This is a genomic window from Aliikangiella sp. G2MR2-5, from assembly GCF_015687155.1.
In the GTDB taxonomy this organism is placed as follows: domain Bacteria; phylum Pseudomonadota; class Gammaproteobacteria; order Enterobacterales; family Kangiellaceae; genus Aliikangiella.
Map to the genome: position 1 here is coordinate 43,183 of NZ_JADPQF010000005.1, position 20,460 is coordinate 63,642.

The 20,460-nt window shown below is 40.8% G+C and carries 18 protein-coding genes; 8 read left to right on the forward strand and 10 right to left on the reverse strand.

Annotated elements, in window-relative coordinates; genetic code table 11:
* The first annotated feature begins 22 nt into the window (after positions 1-22).
* Positions 23-613 (forward strand): hypothetical protein, encoded by a 591-nt coding sequence (locus IYN84_RS15615; protein ID WP_196140188.1) that lies wholly within the window; start codon positions 23-25, stop codon positions 611-613.
* Between the two features lie 44 nt (positions 614-657).
* Here IYN84_RS15615 and IYN84_RS15620 read toward each other — a convergent pair whose 3' ends face one another.
* Positions 658-993 carry a transposase gene (locus IYN84_RS15620; protein ID WP_196140189.1) on the reverse strand — a complete coding sequence of 112 codons (336 nt, stop codon included), beginning with the start codon at positions 991-993 and terminating at the stop codon, positions 658-660.
* 325 nt (positions 994-1,318) lie between these two features.
* On the reverse strand, positions 1,319-3,070 hold the full coding sequence (locus IYN84_RS15625; RefSeq protein ID WP_196140190.1) for an enoyl-CoA hydratase-related protein: 1,752 nt from the start codon (positions 3,068-3,070) through the stop codon (positions 1,319-1,321).
* 446 nt (positions 3,071-3,516) lie between these two features.
* Here IYN84_RS15625 and IYN84_RS15630 point away from each other — a divergent pair, with 446 nt between their 5' ends.
* Together IYN84_RS15630 and IYN84_RS15635 are read left to right on the forward strand one after the other, a co-directional pair.
* Positions 3,517-4,239: a hypothetical protein gene (locus IYN84_RS15630; protein ID WP_196140191.1), complete on the forward strand. Its 723-nt coding sequence runs from the start codon at positions 3,517-3,519 to the stop codon at positions 4,237-4,239.
* 23 nt (positions 4,240-4,262) lie between these two features.
* Positions 4,263-5,000, forward strand: coding sequence for an MHYT domain-containing protein (locus tag IYN84_RS15635; protein ID WP_196140192.1), 738 nt, complete (start codon positions 4,263-4,265; stop codon positions 4,998-5,000).
* A 121-nt stretch (positions 5,001-5,121) separates the two neighbouring features.
* On the opposite strand, the gene IYN84_RS15640 is transcribed toward IYN84_RS15635, so the two are convergent.
* Positions 5,122-7,728, reverse strand: a complete 2,607-nt coding sequence (locus tag IYN84_RS15640) for an HAD-IC family P-type ATPase (RefSeq protein ID WP_196140193.1) — start codon at positions 7,726-7,728, stop codon at positions 5,122-5,124.
* 218 nt (positions 7,729-7,946) lie between these two features.
* On the opposite strand from IYN84_RS15640, the gene IYN84_RS15645 reads away from it, so the two are divergent.
* The gene (locus tag IYN84_RS15645; RefSeq protein ID WP_196140194.1) at positions 7,947-8,471 is read left to right on the forward strand and encodes a GNAT family N-acetyltransferase; all 525 of its coding nucleotides are present in this window, start codon (positions 7,947-7,949) and stop codon (positions 8,469-8,471) included.
* A gap of 203 nt (positions 8,472-8,674) precedes the next feature.
* Here IYN84_RS15645 and IYN84_RS15650 read toward each other — a convergent pair whose 3' ends face one another.
* Entirely contained in the window at positions 8,675-9,166 is a 492-nt protein-coding gene (locus IYN84_RS15650) for a DUF4440 domain-containing protein (RefSeq protein ID WP_196140195.1), read from the reverse strand.
* Positions 9,167-9,239: 73 nt separating this feature from the next.
* On the opposite strand from IYN84_RS15650, the gene IYN84_RS15655 reads away from it, so the two are divergent.
* Positions 9,240-9,548 (forward strand): DUF1272 domain-containing protein, encoded by a 309-nt coding sequence (locus IYN84_RS15655; protein ID WP_196140196.1) that lies wholly within the window; start codon positions 9,240-9,242, stop codon positions 9,546-9,548.
* Between the two features lie 39 nt (positions 9,549-9,587).
* On the opposite strand, the gene IYN84_RS15660 is transcribed toward IYN84_RS15655, so the two are convergent.
* The 5 genes from IYN84_RS15660 to IYN84_RS15680 form a co-directional block, all read right to left on the reverse strand.
* Positions 9,588-9,977, reverse strand: a complete 390-nt coding sequence (locus tag IYN84_RS15660; RefSeq protein ID WP_196140197.1) for an ACT domain-containing protein — start codon at positions 9,975-9,977, stop codon at positions 9,588-9,590.
* 2 nt (positions 9,978-9,979) lie between these two features.
* Positions 9,980-11,107, reverse strand: coding sequence for a histidine decarboxylase (locus IYN84_RS15665; RefSeq protein WP_196140198.1), 1,128 nt, complete (start codon positions 11,105-11,107; stop codon positions 9,980-9,982).
* Between the two features lie 439 nt (positions 11,108-11,546).
* Entirely contained in the window at positions 11,547-13,061 is a 1,515-nt protein-coding gene (locus tag IYN84_RS15670; RefSeq protein WP_196140199.1) for a B-box zinc finger protein, read from the reverse strand.
* A 51-nt stretch (positions 13,062-13,112) separates the two neighbouring features.
* Positions 13,113-14,531 carry a rhomboid family intramembrane serine protease gene (locus IYN84_RS15675; protein ID WP_196140200.1) on the reverse strand — a complete coding sequence of 473 codons (1,419 nt, stop codon included), beginning with the start codon at positions 14,529-14,531 and terminating at the stop codon, positions 13,113-13,115.
* Between the two features lie 255 nt (positions 14,532-14,786).
* A complete protein-coding gene (locus tag IYN84_RS15680; RefSeq protein ID WP_196140201.1) occupies positions 14,787-15,833 on the reverse strand; it encodes a CNNM domain-containing protein in 1,047 nt (348 codons plus the stop codon).
* A 204-nt stretch (positions 15,834-16,037) separates the two neighbouring features.
* Here IYN84_RS15680 and IYN84_RS15685 point away from each other — a divergent pair, with 204 nt between their 5' ends.
* From IYN84_RS15685 to IYN84_RS21740, 3 genes are all read left to right on the forward strand, one after another.
* Positions 16,038-16,649 carry an FMN-binding negative transcriptional regulator gene (locus tag IYN84_RS15685; RefSeq protein WP_196140202.1) on the forward strand — a complete coding sequence of 204 codons (612 nt, stop codon included), beginning with the start codon at positions 16,038-16,040 and terminating at the stop codon, positions 16,647-16,649.
* A 28-nt stretch (positions 16,650-16,677) separates the two neighbouring features.
* The gene (locus IYN84_RS15690; protein ID WP_196140203.1) at positions 16,678-17,322 is read left to right on the forward strand and encodes a class I SAM-dependent methyltransferase; all 645 of its coding nucleotides are present in this window, start codon (positions 16,678-16,680) and stop codon (positions 17,320-17,322) included.
* A 392-nt stretch (positions 17,323-17,714) separates the two neighbouring features.
* Positions 17,715-18,530, forward strand: a complete 816-nt coding sequence (locus IYN84_RS21740) for an SPOR domain-containing protein (protein WP_196140204.1) — start codon at positions 17,715-17,717, stop codon at positions 18,528-18,530.
* Positions 18,531-18,621: 91 nt separating this feature from the next.
* Here IYN84_RS21740 and IYN84_RS15700 read toward each other — a convergent pair whose 3' ends face one another.
* Positions 18,622-20,205: a hypothetical protein gene (locus IYN84_RS15700; RefSeq protein ID WP_196140205.1), complete on the reverse strand. Its 1,584-nt coding sequence runs from the start codon at positions 20,203-20,205 to the stop codon at positions 18,622-18,624.
* Between the last annotated feature and the right edge of the window lie 255 nt (positions 20,206-20,460).

The following is a 20,460-nucleotide window of genomic DNA, read 5'->3' on the forward strand; positions in this document are numbered from 1 at the left end:
TTTAAGCCGAATGGAAAAGTAGATGGAAATTGCAAGTAACGAAAAAAATCAGGCCAGAGGCTTCTACATACTATCAGCAATATTTGGCTTGATAACCTGTGCGATTTTCTATATCGCTATTCAGCCGGCTTCGAAGAGTGGTGTGTGGTTCGCGGCTTTTCTATTTTTGATATTTGCATTACTGTTTTTATTTTTTGCCAAATTTTATCAAAAGAAATATGAAAAACTGGGAGCAACCCCGCTATTTATTGATGAGCTCCCACCTAATATAGGTGAACTGATGACCGGAAAAATTTCTGTTGCTCGCCCTAATTTTAAAAAAGCCAAAGAGGTAAGTTTGGCTAACATACGCTATCACGGAGGCAATAAGAATAGTCAATATGATGTTCTTTGCAGCACAAAGTCAGAATGTAAACTTCGCTTTGAGAAGTCGGCTACCTGGTTAGACTTCGAGATAGAAATACCTTCACAAGGCCGAGCTTCTGGTAGAGAACGGAACATTAATATCTATTGGGAGCTTTCTATTGCATATACCGAAGATCTGTCACTAGTAAAAAGGTCATGGCGAATAACGGTTAATCCAGCAAAGGAAAAGTTTAATTTTCAAGCCTGATGTTATTCGCCCTTTAGAATTTGATAAACCGGATTTACCAAGTATTATCCTGCGTGTTTTAATTCGCCCAACTTGTGCAAGGACAGCTGGATTCTACCGTCGCAAATTGTTTCAGTAATGTGATACTGGTTAAGTTCCGATTTCAATTCGTTAACCTCAGACTGTAAGAGTTTTATCGCATTTTTTAACGAAGCCACTTCATCAAAAGAAATTGTATTTGAGTCTGTAACTGAGTCCTTCCTGGTATTTCCTTTTTGGGTTAACCAGCGATATAGCGTTCGTTTGGATAAGCTATATTGTTGAGCGACATCACCGATTAATCGACCATCTTCAACTACTGCTTTTAATGCGGCAGCTTTAATTTTTGCTTTCGATTGCATAGCAATGTCCTCTTAAGTTCGAATGTAAAGTATCGTAATGAGAACTGTGTCTATCACTATTGAGATAGATCAAGTTATCTCAAAAGTGGGCTCCGACCAGTTTAAAAGACTTAAGAAAATATCATGCCAAAACTTTGGTTAATTAGTAAAAAAAGAAAAAAATATAGTAAAAACAAATGGATAGCGAACGTTAGGGCAGGTTTGGTGAGTGTTGGAGTTTTTACTTTTAGCGCTGACGCACCAACTTAGTCAGTGGGACAAACTTGAAGCACCAATTCGAGCGGGCAAGCATTGAAAAAAAACTTGCCCGTCAATGAGACTAAGTTCAGGCGACAGTTCCAACCGCTGAAGTTTCCCTTGGCTCGGAAAATTCCTGTCTTGCTCTAAGTCTTTCAGGAGTTTTACCACATGAGTACTTATGGACAAAATTGGAGCGTCTTTTATGATAACTGCTGTCAGGATTGTTAAATATTGCTTTCATCTCTCTAAGCTCTTCAGTACGGTAGCTCAATAGCGGCTTCGCTTTTTCATCTTCCTTGCGTAGCGTAGTTTTAGCTTTCAAAAGCTGTTTGTACTGACTACTAGAAGTTAGTTTTGCGCAGTAATCGAACAAGTGCTGATGATAAGATTCCCAGTCTTCGCAAAAAACTTCGTCAACCAGGTTAATTTCAAGCGCCTGAGTTGCCAAAAGAGGTAAGCACTCTTCGGTCAAAGCATAAGCTTTCTTTTTCCCGACTCTTTTGGGAAGCAGGTAAGTCCAAAACTCTGAGCCTGTAAGTCCCATCGTTTTATAATGTGGATTCAATACTACACCTTCTCGGGCAATAACATAGTCACAGGCTAATGGTAAAATTGCTCCTCCTGCGCCTGCATTACTTCTTAATGCTGCGACGGTAAGCTTGCTTTGGCAGGTAATTATCGCTTCAACCAGATCGTCTATCGCTTCAATATTTCGCATTGATTCTAAAGCTGGATTATCTGCTGCTTCGATACAGTTCAAGTGGATTCCATTACTGAAGAAGTCTTGGCCCCCCATCAAGGTAATCACTTTGATATCTTGTCTACTTTCGAGAAGCTTGAATTCACATAGGAGTTGTTGACATTGTTCAGTACTAAAAGCGCCATTATAGAAATCAAAATACAGATAGGCAGTTTCATTTTTAATTTCCACTCTGATATCGCCTTGAATATCAGAGTCTAAGGGAGATAATTGAGACCCTTTTGCAATTTGCGTATTCAATGCTCTTAAAGCGGGTAATTTAAAATAAGGGTTATCAGGATCTGTTAGTTTATGATCCGGCGAACTTTTGCGTAGCTGTCTAATCCAGACGACACCGCCCTTGCAAGCTCGCGCAATGGCTTCATCTTTATGACCAACAATCATTCCCGGCTCTGCTTCGATATCACTTCTTGCTTCATATCTCGCACCATATAAATAAACAGGTGTGGTGTATATCCGATCCAGTACGCCAGGAAAACTGTCGGCCGCATTGATTTTCTTTGCGATTAATTCGCCAGAGTCACGCTGCCAGTCAATCGCTCTATCAGGTTGTTTCATCAATGGACGCCACTCATGCTCAATACGATTGAGTTCACTTCTAGAGAGGCCATTATATCCATTATCCATATCGAATTTTCTGATTGCGTTTCGGATCATTTGAGCCCCGACCCGAGTAACCTCTCTACGATATGTACTCGATTTACTTGTTTTACGTGTTTCGAAATTTACCGTGTCCCAAATCGCACCAGCATCATATTCATCATTGGCCTGAAGTAATGTTGCTCCCCAATAAGGCTTTTCATTAGTGATCGCCCAGTCGAGAGAGGAAGGTCCCTGATCGCCAGCGACTCCAGGATGCATAACCAGGCAGGGAACTGCGCGCCAGATTGCATCAGGTATTCGATGTTTCAAAAACGGGCAAACAATAATGGAAGGTCTAAATCGACAATAAGATTTAAACATTTGATCATGATCTGCGGACAATTCTATGTCTACAATGTGACCATCCTGCACCAATTCCTTGTGTACTCTTTGACAGATTCCATTATAGGCCGTAGCAAATATCAAAACTTTCATAACATCTCACTTCTTGATAAAAACAAGCTATTGCTTAACAACGCACTTTGGCAAGGTCTTTCTAATATGCAACGCAATCTAGATAGTACTCAAGTTAAAAAGCAAAGAAATTCAATTTTTATTCTACTGAGAGATGCACAAAAATTTTTCTTAACATTGAATTAATTTCCTGGTGAGATTTTATCTCAAAAAGATTAAACATTTTCTTGTGTTTTATTGGCTTTAAAGATAATTTGCTCCAGATTTTTGAGCGCTGCTTCAAATTTACTGTAAATAAAAATAAATAATAGCAACATCTCTCTTATAAATTTTTTATGTGAGATAAATCACGTAAATAAAATGTTTTATTCCAATTTTATAATTACACTTTATTAGTAGGTAATCTTGAAATTGGTTACCTATAATCATTGTTAAAAACTGTGACTGTATAAAAAATAGACGCCGCTATGCTTTACGTTGTTGTTGAAGAACATTCTGGAATTCTACTAAATATCTATCGTTGTTTAACTGGCGATGGATATAAGATTGTCTCAAATCAATTCGGCAAACGTGCCGGAGATAATAAGACATTTGTTAAGTTGGAAATTGAGAATGGAACATTACCATTACCGCCAGAATTAGAAGGAAAGTTACTTAATATTTCTGGATGTGAGGATATCCTTTATCAAGAGCCAACAGCAGAGACAGGCGAAACGGCTAATGCTTCAGGAAGTTCTCATTCAAATGAGCAACTGAAAGAAAAAGTTGCTCAGGTTGCTAAAGAAATAGTCGCTAATTTTTCCAATGTCGGACCTGTGGTTAATAACTTTACACAGAGCTTTCAGGGGACAAATAATTCATCAATCGTTTTCATGCTCGGACATCAGGTTGGGGCAATGATCTATAAGAAGGATTACGCGCTAGGTAAGCCTCTTAAACTTGAAAAAGCTCTGAAACGTATGCTTTCTCAGGCCATTTCAAGTTTTGGAAAAGTATCCTGTAATGATCGCATGATTTCGATCGACAATAGTATATTTTGTAATACGGCTAATCCTAACAGCCGCTGTGATTTTACAAAGGGATTTATGACAGGATTTTTACATCAATCGCCAACAACCAAGGAAGCTAAGGTTGAAAATATTTCGTGCCGATGTCAGGGACAGATGTCTTGCTCTTTTGAATTTCGTTAATTTATAGCTAAGAGGATTTTACCGTGGAAGATTTACAATCTAGCTACAACCTGGGCCTGGTTGCTCTTTCTTTTTTAATGGCAGTTATGGGCTCGTTCACTGCGCTGCAGCTTGCTATCCGTATACCCGTGGCAGAAAAGCATAGATTAGGTTTCTGGGTATTAACTTCAGGCTTGGCATTAGGAGGTGGAGCAATCTGGTCGATGCACTTTATCGCGATGCTAGCGATGAATATGGCTTTCCCAATGCAGTTTGATATGGGCTTAACTATTCTTTCATTGGTTATTGCGGTAGTGTTTGTAAGCATCGGATTGATTGTTGCCGGTCGCGATTTGTTAGGTGACGCGAGCCTAATTCTCGGTGGAGCTATTGCTGGACTAGGTGTAGCAAGTATGCATTACCTCGGGATGTATGCAATGCAGGTCCCTGCGAAGATTAGCTATGACTCAACAATTGTTGCCGTTTCGGTGGTTATCGGAATTGTTGCGTCAGTTGTCGCACTATGGCTAGCATTTAACTTAAGAGGAATGTTCCAGCGTTTTGGTAGTGCCATCATTATGGGAATAGCGGTTTGTGGTATGCACTACACAGGAATGTATGCTGCTACATTTACTCCAGATGCTAGTATTCAAGTAGCAAGTAATGCTGGTTTATCATCTGGCGGATTAGCGGGTACTGTATCTGTAATTACCGTTGCTTTGTTGGCTACTGTTTTGTACCTCTCATATCTTAGAAATAAAAGTGCCAATACAGTTGCTTAGTTCTCCAAGATTCCGATAGACTCAAACGCCGACTTATGTCGGCGTTTTTGTTGTTAGGGGGCAGGAAAATAGAAAGGAGACTTGCGAAGTATTTAATTTTTGTTGTCAGTCTAAAAATTTTTTATAGGTGTTTCTTGCGAAGAATCCATTTATGAAACTCATCTACCAGTATCAAAGAGAGTGCGATTGAAAGTAATTCTGTCCACTGAATGAAGCTGACAGGGGTGATTTCTAGCAGAGAGCCAAGTGTATCAGTATACATAGCTCCGATATGAATGGTTTGTGCAACAAGGATACCGATTAGCAATAGCCGATTACTAAAGAAATTCATTTTAAACAATGACTGAATCTCTGAACGACTATTGAGTGCATGTACATTTTCAAATAAAACCATTAGAAGCAAAGTAATATTTCTTGCTTCTGTTTCAGCCATTCCCGCTTTTAGTGATAGGGCGAACAGGGCGAAAGCCAAAGAGCCCATTACAATGGCATTAATTAGTACTCTCTCAATCATAGTCTTGTTAAATATTGACTCTGATGGTTTTCTTGGAGGCTTTTTCAGCTCGTTACCTTCTGCGGGCTCAAAGGCCAGGGCAACGTCCTGAACTCCATTGGTAACTAGATTTAGCCATAGAAGTTGAATCGGATATAAAGGTAGTGGAAGGCCCGCGATCAAACTCAAAATAAAGAGAAGAATTTCTGCTGCACCAGTCGAAATAAGAAGAAAAACCACTTTTCGAATGTTCGCGTAAACAATACGTCCTTCTTTAATACCATTTACCAGTGAGGAAAAGTTATCATCGGTTAATATTAGGTCTGCACTTTCTCGGGCGACATCTGTTCCTCTTTTGCCCATCGCTATACCTACATGAGCTGATTTTAATGCAGGAGCGTCGTTGACCCCGTCCCCAGTGACTGCAACAAAATGCCCCTGGCTCTCAAGTGACTCTACTATGATCTGCTTTTCTAAGGGTCTCACTCTAGCAAAGGTATGATGATTGATGGTAAGTGAATTCAGTCTTTCTGTCGAAGTTGACTTAGCTTCTGAAATTTCGCATCCAGAAATAACTCTTTCATCGGGGTCGTTGATTCTTAGTTTTTTTGCAATCGCTCTTGCTGTTTCTGGATGGTCTCCTGTAATCATGCCGACTTCAATAGAGGCCTGTCGGCATAAGGCAACTGATTCGGCAGCAGTTTTTCTCAATGGATCGATAATTCCAACCAGGCCAATAAAATTCAGCTGATTAAGACTATCTTCTATTCTTACCGGGACCGATTCGATGACTTTATCGGCCAGGGCCAATACTCGATACCCCTGTTCAGCCAAAGACAGAACTTGCTGGCTGATTAACCGCCTTTGCTCTTCGTTTAAGTTACTCATCTGTACTAGTTTTTCTGCACTACCTTTTACAGATAATCGATATTGTCCATTAATACGATTGAGAGACGCATTGTAGGCATTTTCCGATTCGTACGGAATACGATTAATTTGTCGATATCTGAATTGTAGTTGTTGATGATCTTTACCCAGTTTGTTGTATAACACTAGAAAGGCAATATCGACCTGGTCGCCTTGACCTCGCCATTCACCTTCTTGTAAATACAGCTCTGCTTCATTGGAAAGAACACCGACTTCACATAGCTTTTCGGCTTTAGAATTGTGATTGTTTTTAGCTTCGATTTGTCCATGAATATCGATGCCTTCGCCGGTAACGTCAAATTCACTTCCGTCAATTAAAAGTATTTTTTGAATAGTCATATTATTGACCGTCAGCGTGCCGGTCTTATCCGAGGCTATATAAGTACATGAGCCCAGACTTTCAACTGCAAGCAAAGAGCGGACGATTACATTTTGCTTTGCCATTCGACGCATACCTATCGCAAGAGCTACGGTAATGGCTGCTGGGAGACCTTCGGGTATAGCAGAAACCGCTAGTGCAACACCGAGGAAAAAAACCTGGGATATAGCTTCTCCCCGGATGAGAGAAATAATAAATATTAGCGCTATAATGACAAGCGTTGCTATGGTAACACGCAATGTAAAACGTTCAATCCGTTGCAATAATGGAGGCTTGGTTTTGTCTTCTTTGGTTACTGCCTTTGCTATTTTTCCAATTTCAGTATTAAGACCTGTTGCCCCGACCTTTATTAAGCCTCGCCCTTTGACCACGGTAGTTCCCGCGAAGCAAAGGTTAGTGTCTCGTACAGGGGCGTCCGTTTCAGGTATTACTTTTAACACAGCAATAGATTCACCAGTAAGTAACGATTCGTCCACTGTGAGCTGATTGGTTTCCATGCATTGACCGTCGGCAGGAACTTTGTCTCCCGATGCGAGAAGCACATAGTCTCCGGTAACTATACTGCGAGTATCAATTTGTTGAACATGTCCGTCGCGAACTACATTGGCAAGGTGAGGCACCATTGCGTTTAGTGCTTTGGCAGCTTTCTCAGCAGAGTATTCCTGAAAACTGCCAATAGACGCGTTGAGCAACAATACCGCAAAGATAAATAAACCATTGATATTTTGCCCAAGGAAAAAAGAGACAACTGCGGCAATCAGTAGTACATAGATAAATGGACTCTTGAATTGTTTGGCAAAGACTATTACAAAGCTTTCCGTTTCAGCTTCAGGCAAACGATTTTCGCCTTGTTGCAAAAGGCGGGTTTTTGCTTCGGCTGAAGTTAGTCCTGGATGACTGTTCTTTTTGTTCGCAGAAGATTGATTCAATTGACTCCCTCAAAATGTAGGCAAGTTAGTGTTCCTCAATTGGAGGTCATATTGATTATGGTCGGCATTCGAACGATAGGCAAATTGGTATTTTTAAGCCCATAGTCGACTTCTGCTAAATGACCTCCAAAATGTTTTTACCAAATACTCTGCGAGCTTGTCAGACACACCAGCTGAAGTGATAATAGTCTGAAAATAATTTATGCAACTATTAACCTATGATAGTTACTGAAACTAAAAGACTAATATTAAAACAATTTAGCGAAGAGGATGCCGAAGGGTTCTATTTAATGAACCTGGATAAAGAGGTGCTTCGTTTCACTGGAGACAAACCATTTTCATCAGTAGAGGAGACCAGAGCATTTATCAATGCTTATCAGGAGTATGAGAAAAATGGCTTTGGTCGCTGGTCATTATATCTGAAGGAGAATAATCGTTATATTGGATTCAGCGGACTTCGTCGCTCTAGTGATACGGATTTGGTTGATATCGGATTTCGGATAGTTCGTGACTACTGGAATCAGGGGGTTGCCACTGAGTCGGCCAACGCGTGTTTGGAGCTCGCATTTGACCGATATAAAGTGGATAAGGTTGTCGCTAGAGCCATGATTAACAATAAAGCTTCTTTGGCCGTAATAAAAAAGCTCGGAATGAGGTTTCAAAATGACTTTATTGAAGGTACACAAGTTTGGAAACAGTTTGAATTAACAAGGCAGCTTTGGTCGAAAAGACTGGCTCAGTGAGTATCCACAAATATAATTCGTATGCGGCTGAACAAAAATATAGATGTTATATTTGGTTTATTATTTTTGGCCTGACAGTGTTGGCACTTACGAGCGCTGAATGATGGATACAAGATGTCTATTTCGGGCATTTTTTCAGGTAGTTAATGGTAATAGAGCGCCATTATTTTCAGGCGCTCGGTTTGACGCTATTTAAGAATATATCAATTGTTTTTCTTATCCTCAGAACAGTACTTCTGGCCTTTGTCCAGTACAATAAGCCATTTACCATTTCTGTCTTTTTTCCAGGTAGAAGTATAGTAAGCAAAGATTTCTCCATCTGAATTCCTTACCGGGCCTGTACTCAATGCAAGCTCTCCAGAGGCTATCACCAAAACAGATTCCGGTTCCCAGGAAAACGGAGGAGAGCTCTCTTTATAGTAGCCTTTCCATGCCTCTGACACTGCTGGCTTTCCTCTTAGCGGACCTTTGCTACTCATAAATACAGCATCTGGGTGAATAAAGGATTTGAATGCTTCAAAATCTCGATCAGACATTGTTTTTGCGAATGCTTTTTCTACCGCCGCTACTTCCTTTTCTACGCTAGACATGATTGTAGATTCATTAGCTTCTGTAGGTTCATTCGCTTCAATGAAATTTGAAGCTACGCCGAAAAAAAGCATTAGTATAAAAAGGTTGGTTGTCAATATTCGCATTGGGTTACCTATAGCTTAACAGATATAAATTGGATAAGATGACTGACTATTATCAAATAGAAGTGACATCATTATGCTGGAAATTCGACCTAACTGCGAATGTTGTGATAAAGATCTACAGGCACACTCTACTGAGGCAATGATATGCAGCTATGAATGTACCTTCTGTAAATCCTGTGTTGATAACATTCTAGAAAATGTCTGCCCCAATTGTGGAGGGGGCTTTGTTGCAAGGCCAATAAGACCCGAAAATGACTATCGTGAAGGCGTAAGTCTGAAGTATCAGAAAGCTTCGACTAAACGAGTTCATACGCCATATTCTGAAAAAGAGCTTCGTGACTTTTCCCGACCGCTAAAACATATAAAGCCGGAAGCGAGATGAATTGCTTCCGGTAGCTTTAGCTTGAAATTTATTAGGTTATTAGATAATTACATCTGACAGGATTTCACCTGCTTTATCAGAATCAGAGCAACTGAGAGCTACGATTCGATAGCCATCATGTTGCTCAACCATATTGACTCCTCTAATATCTACGCAATTTTCAGCTAGCTTGCGTGACACTTGCGCGAGTGCACCGGCTTTATCTTTAAGTTTGATTAATAAGCCTGCTTGAGACACAACGTGAAAGCCCGCATCAACCAGTATTTGATAGGCTTTGTCTGCATCGTCAGAAGTAATTTTAATGAGTGCTGTAGTGTCAATTTTTTCAGCATCGATGCTTTCAATGTTAATATTTTCTTTTCCAAGAACTTCGGTAATATCTGCGATTAAGCCGGTATAGTCTTTCGTAACAATAGTGATTCGTCTCATTCTTAAACATCCTTTTCTTTTTGTTCTTTTTCTAGATCGGCAACAAAGGCATCAATGTGATGCTTTTGAATGTTCGGCATGCAAATCAGGTGGGTGATGCCATTCGCTGTTGCCAGTTGATATTTTTCCTTCAGGTCATCTGAAATTTCAGGAAACACCACGGTGATTGAGTTGTGGTTTCTCCAGGCTTCAATGCCTATAGACTTTAACTGTTGCTCGGTATATTCCGCTGTTTCTACACTATGTTTCGCGCGTAGAGCTAACCCTTCCTTCCCCCACTTATTGATAGCGTACCACATGACGAGTGGGGTAAATCCATTGCGAGAGCCGGTAATGGTTGTATCAAGGCATCCAATATAAGCAATAGAGCGGGCAATACGATCAACCTTTTCCTTCCTTGCTAATACTATACCGCAGGGGATAGGGGAGCCAATAAATTTGTGGCCGCTAATCGAGATGCTATCCGCGCCATCTGCAAAGTCATAGTGAGGGCGGGGTTCCAGAAACGGATTGATTGCTCCACAAAGCGCTGCATCAGAGTGAATGTATCGGTTGGCAATTGAAAACTCATCAAGAATTAGACGGATTTTACTAATATCGTCCTTAGCTTCAGTCATAGTTGTTCCGCTGTTGGCAAAAATAATGGCTGGTAAATCTCTATGCAGGCGAATAGTTTCCCGTAAATCTTCATAGTCGATTTCGCCATTATCTTGCGAACGGATCATGATATGTCGCATATTCAGCAAATGCAGGTTTTTAGATACTGAATAATGGGTATCTTGTGAAAAGTAGCAGATACCTTTGGGGTATAGTTCCCGTGCCAGATAAAGACCATAGAGATTGCCTTCGGTGCCGCCATTAGTTACATATCCCCACCAGTTGTTTTTGGGAGCTCGAAGTAATTCAGCAAAAAACTCAATAACTTCTCGCTCAAATTCTCGACTATCAACTTTCCAGGTAGAGTCAATAAAGGGATCTCCCAGATTATTGAGCGGGTACTGTAATAACGGAAGCAATGCTTCATACTCGAAGTCTTTGGAAACCGGGTATCCCATATAGGATTCAGTCTTTTGTCTGATTTCTTGAGTGAACTTCTTCAACCGTTTGGCAAGTTTTGGACTCAGTGCCATATTCGTTACCTTTAAAGGGATATCTTCTATTTTGCTAGGTATAAGCCCTTATTTAATGTTTGATATTCTGCCTACCCCAAAACCTGCATGGTGCTAGTACATATGGCCGAGTTGAAAATGCTGTATTGCTGGACTTTTTAGCCTTAACACAATCATTTTAGCCATAAAAATCAAAACTTACTTTTGGTCCTGTTCACGATTTGTGCCTGCTAGAAATGAAAAGCAGTCACTTATTTATTCGTTAAATCTATCTATTATTCTGTGCTCGTGATGACCGAATAATTTTAACATTATTTCAATATATCTCAATGCGGTATGTTTTTTTGAAGTGGAATAATGGGATGGCGTGGGAATCTGCAGGTTTAGTGACAACCTATGAGGTGAATACAGGCATTGCTTGATGGTCAAACAATGCCGATACCAGAGGTGGTGAAGCTCGCTAGAGCTTAAATTCCAGAGGGGGCAATTCTTTGGGCTTGCTTTCTTCTTCCTGTGCCGCAGGTTTCTCAGACAAAAAGTCTGCCTGGTCGCTCGCAACCCTTTGTACTGTAGCGTCTATTTTACTTTTCTTTGCGGCAAAATCAGCTTTTTCAGATGGCTTTTGAGTTGGTCTCTGTTTCGCTAGTCTTTTTGCCATTTGGCGATATTTTTCGGCCTGATCTGCCAGCTTGGGAATAAAGCCCAGACTTTCTGCCATCATTTCAAACACTTCGGGAAGTAGTTCAAAATCAGGGTAAAGCTTTTTCATACCATTAAATAATTTAACGGCCAGTTGATGCTCGCCGATATCGTGACAAGCCTTGCCTGCTAGAAAGCGACCAAAAGCGGTTTGCGGTACGAAGTCAGGAATGAGTTTTACAATCTGCTTGTATCTCGTTCTTATCTTGTCCGGCTGGTTGGTCCGATCCAAAAATTCAATATATTGAGTTGCAAACTTTTTCAGGGAATCTGCACTTTTAGTCGCTATCAGAAAGTCAAAATACTGATTGTTAAGCGCTTTATCATTGGCAAACTTATCGAGCGTTTTGATAAATAACCTATCTGCTGACGAATAGTTTCCTTCTTTTACTAAAATACCAATTTGGGCGATAGATTTTTCCAGATCATTACGAGGTTGAGTTAGCGCTTCTTCCTCCGCTCGAGCAACAAAACCCAGCTTTCCTTGGTATTGAAATATCATGTACCCCATCATATGAAACATGACAACCATATAATAGTAAGTAATCACTGATTCAATCAAAGCTGAGGCAAAAGAAAAACCATAAGTTAGTTCGCTCAGGACTGTTATCGAACCACTCATAATCATTAAAAATGCAATGATTAGTCCATAGGGAAGTCCTATCGCAGAAATGAGCTTAACCATTTTGATTGGGTCTACCGAGGCCAGTACCTGACGAGTTAAGCCAAAATTAATTAACACTGCCGGTAGTCCCAGCATTACAACGAAGCTCACCAGTCCTGCAACGGCCTCTCCCAGAAAGTTATATGCGCCGATAATCATTGCAACCAGAGAAACCATCATTGCAATCACTTTGACTGCAATCCCCAGTCCGCCGGAATATGCATGAGTGACATCTGGAGGAGTGAGTAAACCCTCCGAAGTTTTTTCCAGGCAGTCAAAGCAATATTTGATCATGCTACCGAAAAGAGCTAGTTGCACGATCAAGGTAATAATCATTGGTATACTTGAAAGAATGGCCTGCATCAGCGAAATCGCAACAATTAGCCCCATAACCGACGCATTAAGCGGATAGCGAAAGCTGTCTTCCAGTCGACGCCAGAATGGTGTTGCCGTATAAGTTGCGCCCAGGCTCTCGACATGAGCGCCACATTTAAAACAACGTTCAGAAGAAGCGAGGCTTCCTTCATCAGTACAATTATCGCAGCTGAAAACCTGGCAGTTTTCACACCAAAAGGTAGCAGGTGAATTCGGGTGGTATTTACAATACTCCATCAAACTATTCCGTTTTTTCTATTTCTTTAAAAATGCCTGGCATACAAGATGTCAGGCCAATGTTTTAGACAGCTGTTGATATCTTTTGGCTTTCTGCATGTCTCCCTGTTTGCTAAAACTGCCTGCCAAGTGTTTGGCAAAGTCGCCGAGAGAGGGCAAGGTTTGATGATGGCGGTAAAGGTCATCGAAGATTGACTCCGCAGCTCCTCCCCCGCGAATGTCGCTAAGACGCCATCCTAATTTTAATTTTTGCTCTGGTTTAATATATCGATGTGCTTTTTCATTTTCCTGCCATATTGTTTCGAGTTTCTCGACACCTCCCGCAGGGAGCTGAGAAACACTTACCAAGGAGCTGATCGTTTGATAAAGCGATTTGCCAGGCGCGAGCTTGAGCAGGTTGTAGCGGAGCATGAGTAAATCAAAATCAGGTCCTTTCTGTTTGATAACTTCATCCAGTAACTTTAATGCAGAACCAAACTGGTATTTTTCTACAAGATCATAGTATTTCGCCAGCTTTTCTCTTTGTGGATCGTCGTCAGGTTCGGCATCCAGATAGTCTTCATTAATGCCGTCGGGATTAATTATCTGGTAAGTGAAAATAATAATTGCTCCGGCAATAAAGCCGCCAGCATGAGCCATAAAGTTAACATTGCTGTCAGGGTTAGCCAAAGAATCTGCGATTTCCTTGGCAATGTAAAAAGGTAGTATAACGAGTGCAGGTAATCTTATATAGCCGATGAAAATGAAGAACCAGTAGAAAAACTCAATTTTTCTTAGCTTAAAAATTGCCAGGTACATGGCCATGACGCCCGAAATTGCGCCAGAGGCACCTATCGAAGGTGTGGAGCTATTGGGTGTCAATAGCAAGTCTGGAAGGCAAGCGGCAAAACCCGATAAAAGATAGAAGCCCAGAAATTGGCGATGCCCGATACTGGCTTCCACGGCAAAACCGCAAAGAACCAGGAAAAACATATTTCCGAGCAGGTGCATGACATCACCATGTAAAAACATGTGAGTTAGTACCTGAATCAATCTGAAATTACTAGGGACTATACCGTACTTGATAAAGCTGACTTCCCCGATAATTTTGTCTATTTCGTTTCTTTTCCGCTTCCAGTCAAAATATTCTCTACTATTGATATATTTGCGCGCGTTGACTTTTAAATATTGATAGAAATTCTGATCGATTAATAAGTTGACCATTAATTCCTGTTGATAGCCGTGACTATGAGCTTCTTCGGCATCGAGTAGTTCGGAGTCTTTACCTTCTTTTTTTAAATAATCAAGGTAGGCAGGCCATTCCTGCTCGAAGTAATTTTCCTCACTATAGCTTTCTACAGCCTGTAAGAATAGTTCGTTGTCGCCTGATTGATAGAAAAAGTATACGAGAACATTTAATAAAACGATAGAAAACAAGGAGATAGGAGTGTGTTTCCAGTCAAATCGTTTTTCGGTTGGGACTATAATCAAAGTTTTGTGCTCCGTCACTGCATACTTACAAGGAATTTTATATCGACACGCGTAAGAAATATACCCGAGGTAAATATTTACCTTTCTTGGCGAAAAGCTCTGACGTCATTAAATGGCTCGTTATGCTGTAAGTAAAGATGGTCTCAGAGATATCTGGAAAGAGGCATAGCTACTGCCAGTTTATATGCTTATTAGTCGATTCACTTGAATTAGTCAGAACTCATGTGCGCTTGCAGAGCAACAGGGTATTTCCGCTTACCACTTGGTAATCTGCCCATCTTTCGCTTTCTTTTGCCAGCGTTTTAACGCTTCTTTTTGCATATCGATTGCTTTGTCTTTTTCATCTACAATTTCGAATCCAAGCATGGTTTCCATAACATCTTCCATAGTAATGATACCTTCAACGCCACCATATTCATTGACAATTAATATCATGTGGACTCTTTGCTCGAGCATTTGATTAAGCGCCAGACTCAAGGGGCTTTCTGGTAAGAGAGCGGGCAGTTTGTGGCAATAATTCTCCAGTGTTTGTGAGCCGTTTCCTCTGGCTTGAGCTAGTAATAAATCGCTTCTAAAGACGTAGCCTGTGATATTTTCGTTGTCCTGGTGGTAAATAGGAATCCTGGTGAAGGTGATTTGGTCATACCGATGAAAGAATTCTTCCACTGTGACTGTGTCGCTGAGAGTGAATACAACGGTTCGTGGGGTCATGGCATCTTTTACTTTTGAGTGATGAAGACGCATCAAGTTTTTGAGGAATACTGACTCTTGTTCAAGCAGCTGGCCATCCTGATTGCTGATTTCAGCCATTACCGCAAATTCTTCACGGCTAAATCCATTGAGAGTTGGCTCGTTATTCAATTTACCGGTAATCAAATCGGATAACTTTACAAAAGGATAGAGCATTATGATCAAGTACTTGAGTGAATACGCTGTTAGCGGGGCCAACTGTCTCCAGAAAGTGGCTCCGAGTGTTTTCGGAATGATTTCTGAAAATATGAGAATCAGCAAGGTCAGTACTGCTGAAATAATGCCTACATAGGCGTTTCCAAAAACGGCAGCTGCTTGCGCTCCGGCACCGGCGGCGCCAATCGTATGGGCAATGGTGTTGAGTGTCAAAATAGCTGCTAACGGTTTAGATATATCTTCCTTCAAAGATTTTAAAATTGTTCCAGAAGGATGACCTTCGTTTTCTTTCATCGCGATAAAGGCGTTGTTGGTAGATAGAATGACCGCTTCAAATATTGAGCAAGCGAAAGAAAAGAGAATGGCAACGAGAATGTAGATTGTCAGTAATATCATTGGATTAGTATAGAGTCGGCTATTTATTCTGTAAATGTGACACGCGGAATCGAACGCTATAAATTTTACCCGTTGCTGGTTTTTTTTCCTAGCTAAATTATCCGCCAGCAGACCTGATTCTACCTTGAATTTTTATCTTGTTGATTGACATGAATATATCTGCAAACATAGTATGATTCAAACTTAATCATTCTCTATTTTAATATGCATGTACCTTCAAAATGGGCAATGCCTTCCTTAACCTATATTCATCAGTTCATCAGGCGTTACGGATTTGCGACTGTAGTTACCGGTAACCTGGATGCTTCTAAGGTTCCGCTTCATCTTGTTGCTGAAGAAGGAGAGTTTGGCACACTTTATGGTCATCTGGCGCGAGCCAATGAGCACTCCAAAGAAATTGAAAATCAGCTAGCTTTAGCCATCTTTGACGGGCCCCATAGCTATATATCTCCGAGTTGGTACCCTTCTGCTCCGGCAGTTCCCACCTGGAATTATGCTTCAGTACATGTGCACGGTGCTGTTTCTCTTACCGATGACGAAGACACACTTAAGATATTAAAGAAGACGATCGAACAATATGAGCCGGAGTTATTGGAAAAGAAAGAAATCATAAATGATGATTATGTTCAGCGGTTATTAAAAGGAATTCTTGGGTTTAAAATCATCATTAGTTCGGTGTCCGGAAAAGAGAAGTTGGGACAGCACAGGTCTTCTTCGGAGCAGCTAGCCGTTTTGAAACACTTGGAGAAAACTGAAAGTATGGAAGAGCTGGCGCTGGCTGAGTACATGAAAAAAAATGCCGTTGGCATTGGTTAATTAATCAGAATTTTGTGGATAAAATACTGTGGATCACTGTAAATCGTCTGTATCTATTTTTGATAAGCGAGCTAAGGATTATGAAGCTAAATTTATGGACTTTCCCCACTATCAGCAAACCTACCGGCCTTTGCTTGATATGTTGCAAGGTAGAAGTATTAGTCTGCTGGATATCGGATGTGGTCCGGGAAATGTGAGTCAATATTTGTTGGCGCATCACTCAGAACTTTCCGTTTATGGTATTGACCTTTCTCCGCAGATGGTTGAACTCGCGCAAACAAACAATCCCGATGCAAGTTTTGAAGTTATGGATAGTCGAAACATTAGCTCTATCAGCAGCAAGTTTGATTGTATCGTATGCGGCTTTTGCATCCCTTATCTTTCCCCAAATGAAACGCTAAAACTTTTTAGAGACATCGAGTCGCTACTTAACGCTGATGGCGTTTTGTATCTAAGTTGCATGGAAGCTAATGCGGAGCAAGAAATGGGGATTCCCAGAGTACAGGCTTCCTCCTCAGGAGAGCAAATGTATACCTACCATTACTCTTTTAACTGGTTGAAAAAAAATCTGTTGATTGCAGGATTGGATTTGTTGAGTTACAAAAAGCTTTTGTATCCATCGGAAGAAGCCGAATCTGTATATGATCTTTTTCTTTACGTCACCAAAAAATAGCAGGCAAATTAACCAGAATTGTTCTGCGAGTATGCTTTGCCTAATAAGTTACTCGTTTTTTGATGGACATGCCGTGGCAACTGTGGTTTCAAGCTAAAATCCTTCCCGTTAACAGCTTCAGGGTTTTACATATCTCTCATGATGATATTTTGCGCGCGCAAGGATTCCGATTGTCCTATCGGTGCTCAATAATTGTACTTTTGGCATGTATATTGAATGTTGTTGCTGGACGACAGTTTTTTGACCATTGATTTACCCAAAAGATTGCTCGGCGTTTGAAGCTATATGCAGAATATAGGTAAGGATAACAGTCTTGGTATGGAGTATCGGCAGATAAATAGACCGGATGAACCATGTAGCATCTGTTATTAATTGAGGAAAAGGAGGCTATTGTGAGCTATTTAAAAGTTTATAAAGATGATCTCAGACGTTTAATGATCTTCAGTGCAGTTTTACCGGTCTTTTGTTTTACTGGTGGATTTTGGTTTGGTACAACTCAATCGACCGGGCTTACGTCGTCGATGAACAGTCAAAAAACTGTCAAGCCCGAGTTCAAATTCTCGACAGCAGTTGTAGAAAAAAACAACAGTGGTCAGATAGTTAAGGAAGAACAAAAATTAGCGCCTTCTGCAGCACCCAAGACTCGAACTGAGCTAGTCGTTACCTCTAATGAAGTCGAGTATTCCCTCTCAGACTCCGTGGAATTAACTGAATCCGAGGCCAGAGCCGTTGCGGAAACAACATCTGACAAAATAGAAGAATCAGACATTGTTTCGGTTGCAGAAAATAATATAGAGGACAGTAAAATCGAAGTTGCCGCTTCTTCTCTGGTTTCTGCCGACAAAACTGAATACTCTTCTATGAAATATTCAACAGCCGCAGAAAAGCTAGCTCCAAAGAATGCTTCGTTGATTACTAATTGGAAAAAAGTGAATGATTTCTATGTGCAGGCAGGCCGATTTTCCAGCCTTCATAATGCAGTTAATTATCAGCGCTTATTGGAAGGAAAGGATATTTCTACTCAAATAGCTATTGATTCTACCGGCAACAATGAAGTTTTTGTCATTATATTGGCTTCTTTCGATTCTCAACTGGAAGCAAAGGAATATAGCTTGTTTGCCGAAGAGCTCTACCAAATTGATCTTTTTGTAAAGAAGCAGGAAGCCATTGATAAGCAGTTTAAGAAACGCTCAGTGGCTTCTCTTTAAACGTTTGCTTGAATTATGTTTTCCTCAATAAGTAAAAAGCGGACCTAGGTCCGCTTATTACTTTAGAAAAAGGTCAATAAATATTTTATTGCTATTGACCCGCTCCAGGAACGAAGCCAACACCATTGCCGGATTTACCTGCAACTTTGTAAATACTCAAATTATAGTCTCCAACCCTGAGCGCTCCGTAACCATTCTCTTCGAGAGGAAAAAGCATTGGAGTGCCATCTGGTTGATAGCCAAAGCTGACAAAGTTAGGTGCTGATACGGCTAATACATAGTCACCTGATTTTTCGACTGGAGCATCAATCAGGAAAGCGTCGAGTCCCTCAAAATTCTGAAAATTTTGCGCTACCAATGTCATTGTACCGTCATCTTCAATATAGAACATTTGGATAGCACCAATAACTGGATCACCGATCGCTATATCATATCCGTTAAATTCAGCACTGATAAACTCGCCTGATTTTGCAGTAAAACGATAAGTGTCAACTTCATTAGCAACGCTAATTTGACCGCGAATAAGTGCTTCACGAATATCTAGCTTGCCATCAGCATTATCTCCTTCGAGCAAAGTGTTAGGAGCAACAACTTTTCTTAAATGAACTTTCTTGTTACCACCGGAAACTGAACTTTCATTCACCAGTCGACCACGTTCTGCTGCTGCTAACTTGATCACTGAACGTTCTGATAGGAATCTGTCTCTTGCTGTACTATCGCTCAGGCCAGAGCCGACACTTGCGCCAGAAGCCATAGTGTGCAGAATTGCTTCATCGCCTTCCTGCAAGCCGTCAAATACCGGGAAGAAACGATCTGCACTTGGTACTCCTGTCGATGGCAATCCGCTACCAGGAGAGCCAAAAGAGTCATGATGACGTAAGCCCAGATTATGACCTAGTTCGTGGGCTCCCGTGTTTGCTGCTTGATTGACAACGGCCTTTGAAAGTGCTGCTTGCACGTCACCATTTTCTATGGCGATTCCTGAATAGCGAGATAACAAATTTCCCGACGGGTCCAGTTGAGCCATTACTTCCCATAATCCTGCATCAACAAAAGCAGAATCGTTTCTGTTGGTATTTTGAATATCAATACCTTGTGCAAGCCCGAATAAAATACCTCCAGAGAAGTTAACGCAAACCCTGCTATTTGTCTGGCACTCAAAATTAAGTGTAGAGAAGTCTCCAGAAGCCGGCTTTTCCTGAGTGAAACTAATGTTAAAGCCTTCGTAGTCCGCAGCAATTCTTGCCTGAATTTCGTCTTTTTCAGATTGTGTGTATTGATGACTGTTAAAGTACCAGGGTGTACTTCCCGATACTATTGCAGGAAAAGTCGCTTCACTTTGTTCAAAATTCAGGTAGACGATCTGAGTATCATTGTTGCCTTGTCCAAGACCTAGGCCTTGACCCTTTTTACTTTTTTCGCCTGAGGAATTGTTAGCTTTGGCCACTGATGATGAGCTTGATTTAGATGAAGCGTCCGCTAATTTTGCTTTAAATGCTTCCAGTGTCAGGGCTCTTCGATCTGCACAGCTTGAAGTTCCGCAATCGTCGGTAATAACGGGTAAAGCTCCGAGATCGGAAAAATCCGAGGCCAGTGCTGTACCAATCGAGGCGCTTAGCGAACCTAGTGCAAAAGTAGAAATTCCCAGTAGTTTGATAGCCTTTCTATGACTCATCGATTTTTTCTCCGTTGTAATCGTTCCGTTTTATGTTTCATTGTGAGATATGAAAGTCGAAGCCATATTAGCTCAATGAGATTGAATTTAGGTGTTTTAGCTTTGGTAATATTTCACAAAAATGACTGAGGAGTGCAACAAAATATTACGAGCTCCAGTGATATGTATATGATAACGCGATCAATAAAAGTGGTGCTTTAATTTGTTTTAATATTTGAAGGCCGGGAAGAGTCGGTGCGACTCATCAAACTATCT